Annotated in this window: 7 protein-coding genes and 1 pseudogene; 1 reads left to right on the plus strand and 7 read right to left on the minus strand. The window is 55.0% G+C overall.

The genetic code is table 11. The annotated features are described in order from the left end of the window. Both ACOSYY_RS16305 and ACOSYY_RS16310 read right to left on the minus strand, forming a co-directional pair. Positions 1-295: DUF4419 domain-containing protein (locus ACOSYY_RS16305; RefSeq protein ID WP_421663772.1), on the minus strand; the 295-nt coding region annotated here is incomplete at its 3' end. A 926-nt stretch (positions 296-1,221) separates the two neighbouring features. After that, positions 1,222-1,517 (minus strand): annotated as a pseudogene (locus ACOSYY_RS16310) (JAB domain-containing protein). A 30-nt stretch (positions 1,518-1,547) separates the two neighbouring features. Here ACOSYY_RS16310 and uvrA point away from each other — a divergent pair. Next, the gene (gene uvrA / locus ACOSYY_RS16315; RefSeq protein WP_421663774.1) at positions 1,548-4,349 is read left to right on the plus strand and encodes an excinuclease ABC subunit UvrA; all 2,802 of its coding nucleotides are present in this window, start codon (positions 1,548-1,550) and stop codon (positions 4,347-4,349) included. Positions 4,350-4,387: 38 nt separating this feature from the next. On the opposite strand, the gene ACOSYY_RS16320 is transcribed toward uvrA, so the two are convergent. The 5 genes from ACOSYY_RS16320 to smbP all read right to left on the minus strand — a co-directional run. Then, positions 4,388-5,416, minus strand: coding sequence for a heme-binding protein (locus tag ACOSYY_RS16320; RefSeq protein ID WP_421663776.1), 1,029 nt, complete (start codon positions 5,414-5,416; stop codon positions 4,388-4,390). 647 nt (positions 5,417-6,063) lie between these two features. Further along, a complete protein-coding gene (locus tag ACOSYY_RS16325; RefSeq protein WP_421663777.1) occupies positions 6,064-7,443 on the minus strand; it encodes a DUF3422 family protein in 1,380 nt (459 codons plus the stop codon). 226 nt (positions 7,444-7,669) lie between these two features. After that, a complete protein-coding gene (locus ACOSYY_RS16330) occupies positions 7,670-8,230 on the minus strand; it encodes a YqgE/AlgH family protein (protein WP_421663778.1) in 561 nt (186 codons plus the stop codon). 73 nt (positions 8,231-8,303) lie between these two features. Continuing rightward, a complete protein-coding gene (locus tag ACOSYY_RS16335; protein ID WP_421663780.1) occupies positions 8,304-9,095 on the minus strand; it encodes a nitrilase-related carbon-nitrogen hydrolase in 792 nt (263 codons plus the stop codon). A gap of 88 nt (positions 9,096-9,183) precedes the next feature. Continuing rightward, positions 9,184-9,521 (minus strand): small metal-binding protein SmbP (gene smbP, locus ACOSYY_RS16340; protein WP_421663782.1); only part of this gene is annotated, 338 nt, incomplete at its 5' end.

A 9,521-nucleotide genomic window follows, 5' to 3' on the forward strand; every position in this document is an offset into this window, starting at 1 on the left:
GCTGAATCACCTCGTTCCAATCCTCCGGGGTGACAAGCTCGAATGCCGAGGCCTCCATGGTCACCTTGCCTTTGTGTGAAACCATGCGCGAACGTAATGCTTCTGCGTGAAGATTGAGATGCTGCGCAAAACCCTGTGCCAGGGTGATCCAGATGGCATCCGGGGTCAGCACCAACGGCCGATGCTCGCTAAAGGCGAGATACACCGCATGAACCAAACCATGCTCTATGCCGTGCTTTTCAAGCACGATGTCAGAGGCCTGCTCATGGGTAAAGGCCTGGAGCGGACGAGCCAATCTTTTCTCAAATTGCTGTCTTGCATGGGTCAGCGGAAGACGTATCGGACTAGGCACTACATCATCGACACGAAAACAAATTTCTGTTTCCGACCGATGGACAATCGGAGCCTGATCTGTTGGACTGGTGATATTGTGTGGCATCAGACTCCTCTTGGGCTTAGTGGTGAAGCACAGCGTTCAAAGCATAGGACACAACCGAGGTTCCTTCCGGCGAAGTGATGCTCCTGACGCTCGCCACAGTCTTGACCAGGAGCTTGTACTGCCCCACCCCACCTGGTTCACGGAAGGCCATTCCGCTGTTGCTACTCGGGTGTTCTCCGGCAATCACTGGAAAGCGCGAGGGTACTGTGTCCGCAATCGGGTCAGGATAGTTCAGCATATACGCACGTCACACCGAAGAGCACCAGAAAAACAATGACAATGCCGACTGCTCAATCTGTCGGCAGATACCCAGAAGTTGTCGGTCCGCTGGGAGTTTCATGGTCCGCATTCACTGTCTTCATCTAACTCTCACGGCTTCCTTCGTCTGTCAAACGATCATGTGGAATCGGCAAAGCTGTTCAATGATCTGGTGCTGACACCACATCGAGACACGAAGTTTGAACCACACACTGGCCCATTCCTCTTCGAGTTCCAACGGCACAAGATGGTTAATCGAAATAGATACGGTGATGATGAATGCCGCAGCACAAAAGCGAGGTCATCGACCTCAGCACGTCGTCCCCACGTTCTGGGGATAATCTTGCAAACAACGACTTCGGCGCACGAATGACCACGCATTACATCCGGTACCGTATGTTCCCTATTTTTCAGGCATCCGCCGTGTCACTCGTAATGGGCCTGCAGTCGACCAATGTTTCGACATGCGTGATCTGCGCGGAAGGATAATCAACGGCAAGCGCAACAGGGCTTTCGCTGTCGCCTCACAGCGGCCAGCCCTGATTAGCAAAACTATAGAGGCGGTCGTCACCGAGAATGAGATGGTCGAGTGGCCTGATGCCCAATAAGTCTCCAGCGTCTCGCAATCGTGCGGTGAGCATCCGATCCTCAGGGCTCGGCGTGGGTCTCCGGAGGGATGATTATGGACGGCGATGATCGCACAGGAATTGAGGAGGATGGCCGGCTTGAAAACTTCACGAGGACAAAGCTTCTGAGACACTCCACAACCACTGTCGCCCCCGGTTCCTTCATTGAACCAACTCCCAACTGTTGCTACCATGGTCGGTCTTCTATCTCTGAAAAGATTGCTATGCCCAACCCTCTGCCCCCCAATGCATCTACCAGTCACCTCATTATCGAGGGCGCCCGGCAGAATAATCTCAAGAACGTTTCGCTGCAGATTCCGCACAATCAAGTCACAGCCATTACCGGTGTGTCGGGCTCGGGAAAATCTTCACTCGCGTTCGACACAATCTTTGCCGAAGGCCAGTGGCGGTATGTCGAGTCACTCTCCACCTACGCCCGCATGTTTCTCGACAAGGTGGCTCGCCCGGATGTGGACCGCCTCCTCAACGTCCGGCCGGCGATTGCCATTGAGCAGAAGAATCAGGTGCGCACAGCTCGTTCGACTGTCGGCACGACGACTGAAATCGCCGACTTGCTGCGCCTTCTGTTCGCCAAGGTCGGCAAGCCCACCTGTCCTGATTGTCATCAGGAAGCCAGCTCATTTCAGCCGGACACCGTGGCCGACGATCTTCTCAAACGATGGCCTGATGCCCGGGCGATGGTGCTGTTCCCCATTGCGACTCCTTCGTCCAAGGAAGAACCTCTGTTTGTCCGATCACTTCTCACTCGTGGATTCACCCGAGTTAAGACCACCGACGATGTACTCGACTTGCATGAGGTGGAGTCCTCTCCACTCCATCGCTCTCCCTCGCTCCACATCGTCCTCGATCGCCTGGTGATCCGGAATGACAATCGCGCTCGACTGGTCGAAGCGGTCGAAACGGCGTTTCGTGAAGGAGAGGGTCGCTGTTCGATCGACATTATCGACCATGGATGCCAATCCTACAGCACGCGATTTCTCTGTCAGCGTTGCGGACGAACCTTCGAGCCCTTGAAGCCGATTCTCTTTTCATTCAACCATCCGCTTGGCGCCTGTCCTGAATGTAAAGGGTTCGGCAACGTGCTGCGGTATGATCCAGAGTTGGTCATCCCAGACCCAACCAAATCGCTTGCCCAAGGAGCCGTCGAACCCTGGAGCAAACCCAGCTCCGCCTGGTGGCAGAAACAGATGCTGCTCGCGATGAAACGGCACAAGATTGATATCACGGCTCCGTTCAAATCTCTGCCGAAAGACACGCAACGATTGCTCTGGGAAGGCGACAAATCTTTCGACGGGATTCATGATTTCTTCGAGTACCTCGAGGGGAAACGCTACAAACTGCATGTCCGCGTCTTCCTCAGCCGCTACCGGACGCCCTTTGATTGTCCCGGTTGTCATGGCAGTCGCCTCAAGCCGGATGCGCTGTTCGTCAAAATTGCCGGAGCCAACATCCACCAAACGATGGAGCGGACCGTAGAGGGTCTTTTAGAATGGGCTGAATCCTTACCCCTATCGCCCTTTGAGCAAGAAATCGCCACAGATATTCTCCGCCAGCTCCGAGCAAAACTGGGATTTCTCCGGCGTGTCGGACTTGGGTACCTCACGCTCAATCGGCAAACCAAGACGCTCTCCGGTGGCGAGGCACAGCGGGTCGCGCTCGCCAACCAACTCGGATCTCGGTTGGTCGGCACACTCTATGTCCTCGATGAACCGACGATCGGTCTGCATGCCAGGGATACTGATCTCCTGGCCGGCATCCTCCACGATCTGGCCGACACCGGTAATACGGTGATCGTCGTCGAACATGACCGCCGCATGATTGAATCAGCCGACTACCTTGTCGAACTCGGCCCCCACTCCGGCGAAAAAGGCGGCGAAATCGTCTGCGCGGCCCCCACGCAGGCATTCATCCAGGACCGTCGAGCGACCACCGCCCGGTACTTGCGCGGCGAAGAACAGATTCCCCAACCCACATCACGGCGATCTGGAAACGGCAAGATGCTGGTGATTGCCGGAGCCACTGAACATAATCTCAAAGACCTCTTCGTTCGCATCCCCCTGGGCATGCTCATCTGTGTGACCGGCGTGTCGGGTTCAGGCAAGAGTACGCTGGTTGAAGATACCCTCTACCGATCCGTGGCGCGGGCCTTCCGTGTGGAATCCCTTCCCATGGGGCGGTTCAAGGCGATCAAAGGCATCGAGCACCTCAAAGGTATCCGCTTGATCGACCAACAGCCGATCGGGCGCACACCTCGCTCCAACCCGATTACATACTTGAAGGCGTTCGATGAGATTCGTCAGTTGTTCGCCTCTCAACGAGAAGCGCGACAGCAAGGTTTCACGCCGGGTCACTTTTCCTTCAATGCCGCGGGCGGGCGCTGCGAACGCTGCGAAGGCAGCGGCGTGGAAAAGTTGGAAATGTACTTCTTCGAGGATATCTACGCGCCATGCGAGGTCTGCGAAGGACGACGCTTCAAACCGGAAATCTTGAAGACTCGCTACCGCGGCAAGAATATCTCCGAAGTCCTCAACATGACGGTGGAAGAGGCATCCTCGTTCTTCACTGGGACGCCGAAGCTGCAAGAAAGGTTACGTCTCCTCGCCTCTATCGGTCTAGGTTATCTACGCCTGGGCCAGTCGGCAACCACTCTGTCCGGCGGTGAAGCCCAACGCTTAAAAATCGCCGCTGAGTTGAAGGACACGTCCGCTAAAGACGTACTCTATATCATGGACGAGCCGACCACGGGTCTGCATTTTGAAGATATCAAGAAACTTCTCGCTGTCCTCCACAAACTCGTGAATGCGGGTAATACCCTGGTAATTGTCGAACACAATCTGGACGTCATCAGGTCCGCCGACTGGATCATCGACCTCGGTCCCGAAGGTGGAACAGCCGGAGGACAGATTGTGGCCGAAGGTCGGCCGGAACAAGTGGCGAAGGTCGGCGCGTCTTATACCGGGCAATTCTTGGCAGCCGCACTCAGAGCGGAACCTTCTCACGCATGAGGCGGGGCAAACGAGGTCACCCCGCCTCACCACTGCGGCTACTTAGTTTTTGTCTCCGGTTCGGCGACTTTCTCCAGCGTATTAATGCTCACATGCGGCCATTGGATGAGGCCAGGGCGCAGATTATCAACTCGCGGGAAGAAGTCCAGCATGACCAGTTGCGTATACTGCAGACGCAGCTTAGGTTTCCCATACTTATCTTTCTCCCTCAATTCCTGAATCCAGAACGTGGACTTCACAACCGTTGCGTTGGCCTGCCTGACGACGAAGGGAATATTAACGACTCCACCCGTCGGCAGCGTCGAATCAACATCAAGGACCGTTGTCTTCTCGACCTCGACACCCTGATTCGCCGCTTCCAGCAGATCATTCGGGCTGACCGGATTGAACAATCCCTGAAATAAATTGTCGTTGAAGTGTTTGTACGGTGCCAGGTAGGGGTTGTTGAGATCCTGATCGACCCCGATCGGCAAACCACTGACATCAGGAATGCTTTGCGCGCCTGAGTGTTCACTGCTTCGGCCTAAAGCCAATACCGAGTCGCCATGGGGAATGGTCGCGAGTCTTCCAATATTGAGGCCTTCCGTGACACCATTTATCATATGCAGCCATAAACCCGGTTCGTGATGAATGACATCCCCTGGCGACCCCGCCAGGCCGCTTTTCGGGAAATCATCACCGGCGATTTGCCTTATTCTCTGTTGATAGTCCAATGCCACGAGAAATTGATCGGCATTAGCGGGAGTCCCCGGAGCGAGACGGATGCCACGATTCGGTACGGCCTTATCCACCAGGATAAACTCAAGCTCTTCGTTGTATTGGTGAAGCATCAACCGATAATTGAGAGGGAAGGGAACCCCCTGCGGTGACGGCGCCACAAACGGCAGGGCGATCATATTCCATCCACGGCCTGGCAGGCTAGGCAGGTTCGCCCACTTTCCAGGAAGAAGCTTTAACGGTCCAAGTTCCTGATCATTCGTCTTTGGTGGTTCAAGCCTTCGCTTTTTATTCTCGAGCTTTGCCGGTTCCGTTCTCATCGTCTTAAAATCTTTCACCATATCTCCCATTGTCAGACCTCCGCTTCATTTAGGTGAGCCACCGTTGCAAGAACCGATAGACATCTAGCTGCGCAACCGGAATAGTGAGCCGCTTAACAAGCAGAGACCACCACCTCCTTTCCTCCCTTCACCATTTTCATTTTCCGGTTGACGTAGGTCACTCTGGAACCAACTGAATGCATGCACAATTAGAATCACGTGCTATTGCATATCAGCCCTGAGCAAGCGGAGTGCCATTGCTGGAGGACAGTATCGACTATTCCAGAAGAACTCGTAAGTTCTTTATAGTCGATGTTATACGTAGCACTGTCCCTGTGACGCACATCTGTGAGACACGGTTACCTGTATCAGAAAAGATTCAGCCCCTGTATCGGAATAGATTCATGTCTGCTCCATACGTTACGAAAATCACTCAGTTCGCATTCATCCAATGAAAGCGCCAAAAAAAGAGTCGACATGGAGGTTACTCCACGTGCATGAACAGTACATTTCTCTCTATGGCTCTAGAAATTTCTATACGCTAGCAATGATGACCGCGTCTGTGGTGTGTGGATGGGTTGTGAGGAGTGTAGTAGACGTTGCGCGACGATGTTTCGCTGAAACAAGAAGGGCAAATCCTGTGATACAGGATGTCTGGACGTACGTATCGTCGGTGGTTATTCTTCCTGCTTGTCGGCGTTCATCGCCGCTTGTCCGCCCGCCAATTTCTTGTGCAGATATTTCTTGCTGAACGCCGTGATGGCAAAGGCAAGTCCAATTGCAATGGGGACAAAGATCGCCGAAGCGAGATTCACATTCTTGAGCCAACCGAGTTCGGCAAATCCTTTGAAGACGTAACCCGCCAGCCCAGACAGATAATAGGCAATCACGATTATTGACAAGCCTTCAACCGTGTGTTGAAGAATCACTTGACTCTTGGTCGTTTTATCGACGCTTTGGAGCAGCGCGAGGTTTTGCGATTCCAGGATCAAGTCGATGCGGGTCCGAATGATCGCGATGATGCCCTCGAATCCGCCTCGGAGCGTGTCGATGCGGCGCAACAGCTGCTGATACCCTTCCGCAACTCCCGTAATGCCCCCCAACACATAGTCGGAGATCGGACGGTAAGAGTCCATCGGATGCTCGGCGATGGACGTCAATGTCGTATGGACGATTTTGTCGTACGGCAGGGAGGCGGACAGCTCGAAGTGAAGTTTTCCCGCCATGCGATTCGTCTTCAAGAGATCCTGGGTGAGGGTATTCAGCCATCGCTGCAACGTCTCCGAGTTGGCATGGCCGATGTGGGACGTAATGATTTCTCGCTGCCTCAAGTGAACCTGCTCAAATTTATAGACTTGGTCGATGGCGGCGGAGAACAGCGGCTTTTGCATCAATAACAAATGATAGTAGGTCTCGATCCGCACGATGGCATCGACGATGTCTTTCAGACGTGACGGATCCCCTTGCGACGGTCCGACGCTGACCCAGTACCGCTCCCGCCCTTGATCGTCCGGTGGAAAGCTCGTCGCGACACAGGTCTGTTCATTGAAGATTCGACTTCCGTACAAGACGGGGCCGGGTATCAGCCCGCGCAATTCGCTCCGCGGCGGCAGCATGCCCGTCGTCAGCAGTATGTCCAAGCGACAGACCATCGACCCAAGCGGCTCCACGGGAAACCGGTAATCCGGAAATCCCAATGGTCCGAAGGTCACTGTCCCGTTTGCTTGCGACGGCACATGCCAGAGTTGGTAATTATAGTATTCCGTATGCGCCTGCCAGATGATGATGAGCCGATCGCCGTGTTCGGATTCCTTGATACCGTAGCCGAAATTTTCCCGAAGCTCGGTCGTTTCGACGGGAACCTTGAAATGTCCCAACAGCGACTGGAATTCCGACCGACTGGCCGGGCGCTGTGTCGGCGGGTCTGACATACGAAACGCTTTGTAATGCACATGGGCCGGCGCACGCAACCATTTCCCGATCGGCTGGTGCGGGCGTTCGTGCAACTTTCTCAACAACGTTTCAGTCCCTGGCCGAGACATTTCCGGCTGACTCACCTATTTCCCCTCTCCTTGGACCGATACCGATCCGGCCTATCTTTTCCACCGACCGATGCGCGCGTCATCCGCAGGAAGCGCGCCACGGATAATCGCCGCGGCAACTCGCGCGAAACGGCGCCTGGATGAACAGCCACAGCACGGTCAATACTGCATGACCCTAGCATTCGGCGCGGCAAGCTTCAACGATGATGTGGCGGATCCTGCCGCAGGATGGCGAGAACGTTCAGTTGCAAGATGGATCGAAGGGCATTTCGGCATATGGCTGATAGGCTTCACCGAGCCTAAGGAGGATATCTCCCCAGACATGCGTCGGATCTTTTTCAAACACCGCCTGCGGGTCCGCAGGCAACGTGATCCACGATCCGGTCTTCATCTCGTTTTCCAGCTGTCCTGGCCCCCATCCCGAATAACCAAGATAGGCGCGGAAGGATTCTTTCGTCCCGACGCCGGTGAGAATGCGTTCGACCATGCCGACGTCCCCGCCAAGACAGACGCCGTCGAATACGTGATGCGCATTGTCGGGAAACTGATCGCCCCGATAGAGCAGCATCACTTGATTCGTCTGCACGGGACCACCGGCATAGAGGACATGACCTGATCCCTCAATCACCGGAACCTGGGGAAGGGCTTCAGAAATGGACATGGCCGTGGGACGATTCACAATGACACCGAGCGCTCCTTCCGGCCCATGTTCGCACAGCAAGACGACGGTCTGGCGGAAGTTCGGGTCTCGCAGGCTCGGCGTAGCGATCAGAAAAATGCCTTTGCGGAGTTCGGTATTCATGAACGAAATCCTACCTTGCTCACTCGACTTGCGCAAGCACTGGGTTTCTCTCAACAGGATGTGAGGTCCGAGATTACATCTTGTACAACGACGCGCGGCGGTCGCGAAGCAGATCGTTGTAGCGATTCAAACTCTTATTGCGGGCTTGAGCCGGCTCTATCTCCACGATGGCCAGTTCTTCTTGGTCACGAGACGCCCGATGTTGAATGACCCCCTTGGGTGTGACCACTTCGCTCTGACCGATGTAGGTCAACCGCTCTTTTCCACCCCGCGCTTCGCTGCCGATGCGATTGCACGTCACGGCAAATACTCGATTTTCAAGGCACCGTACCGGCATGGAATCCGGGCAATTCGGCAAGACCAGGTTGGATGGATGGCAAATGATATCGGCACCCCGCATCGCTAACGTCCGAGCGGCCTCCGGATAGTACCAATCGAAACAAATCATGATACCGATCTTCGCCGACCCGATATCCCATACAAGAAATCCGGAGTCACCGGGAGTGAAGCATTGTGTCTCTTCGTAAAAGAGATGAGTCTTCCGATAGCACCCAAGGAAGCCCGACGGGCCTACGAGGACGGCTGAATTGTAACAGCGGGGGCCGGATCGCTCAGGAAGTCCCGCCACGAGATGCATCCTGCGGCGTTTCGCGAGGTCAACCAGACGACGCACCGTCGGTCCGTCTGGAACGGGCTCTGCGAGTTGTTGCGTTTCTTCATGTGAGAGGAACTGATAGCCGGACGCGAACAACTCCGGCAACACGATGAGATCCGCGTGCGCCTGTTCCAGCTTGGCCGTGACCATTTCCAAATTCTTGGTCACCTCACCAAACTGTGGATCGAACTGATAAAATCCGACTCGCACACTCTCCTCATACAAGAACGGGCAGGGATTGTGTCCCTGCCCGCTTCAACAAAAGCATCTTACAGCAGCCGTGGCTGTTTCCCGCCGGTTACTTCACTTCAGACAAATGCGTGACCGCCCCCTCGGCATGTTCGGTACAGGCATCGGCATGCCCGGCTTTACCATGTTTCACGGCTTCCGTTAAGTGTTTCACACCTTCCGCCCCATGCGGGTTTTTCATTGTTGCCTGGGCATGCTTGAGCGCTTCGCTTGCATGTTCAACACAAGCATCCGCATGGCCTTCTTTCCCATGCGACACGGCGGCCTTTGCGTGCTCAACCGCTTCAGCCGCATGCTTGTCGGCGGCGAGCGCTGAACCATTCAGCACCGGGACGCCAACCAACAGGCCAAGTCCGAGCACCACCATCGCACTACGAAGGATTCTTC

The sequence above is a fragment of the Nitrospira sp. BLG_2 genome, from assembly GCF_049222245.1.

Coding starts and splice junctions, on each gene's coding strand:
- ACOSYY_RS16320 (WP_421663776.1), bottom strand. CDS start 5,416: ATGGGAGATATGGTGAAAGATTTTAAGACGATGAGAACGGAACCGGCA.
- ACOSYY_RS16330 (WP_421663778.1), bottom strand. CDS start 8,230: ATGAATACCGAACTCCGCAAAGGCATTTTTCTGATCGCTACGCCGAGC.
- uvrA (WP_421663774.1), top strand. CDS start 1,548: ATGCCCAACCCTCTGCCCCCCAATGCATCTACCAGTCACCTCATTATC.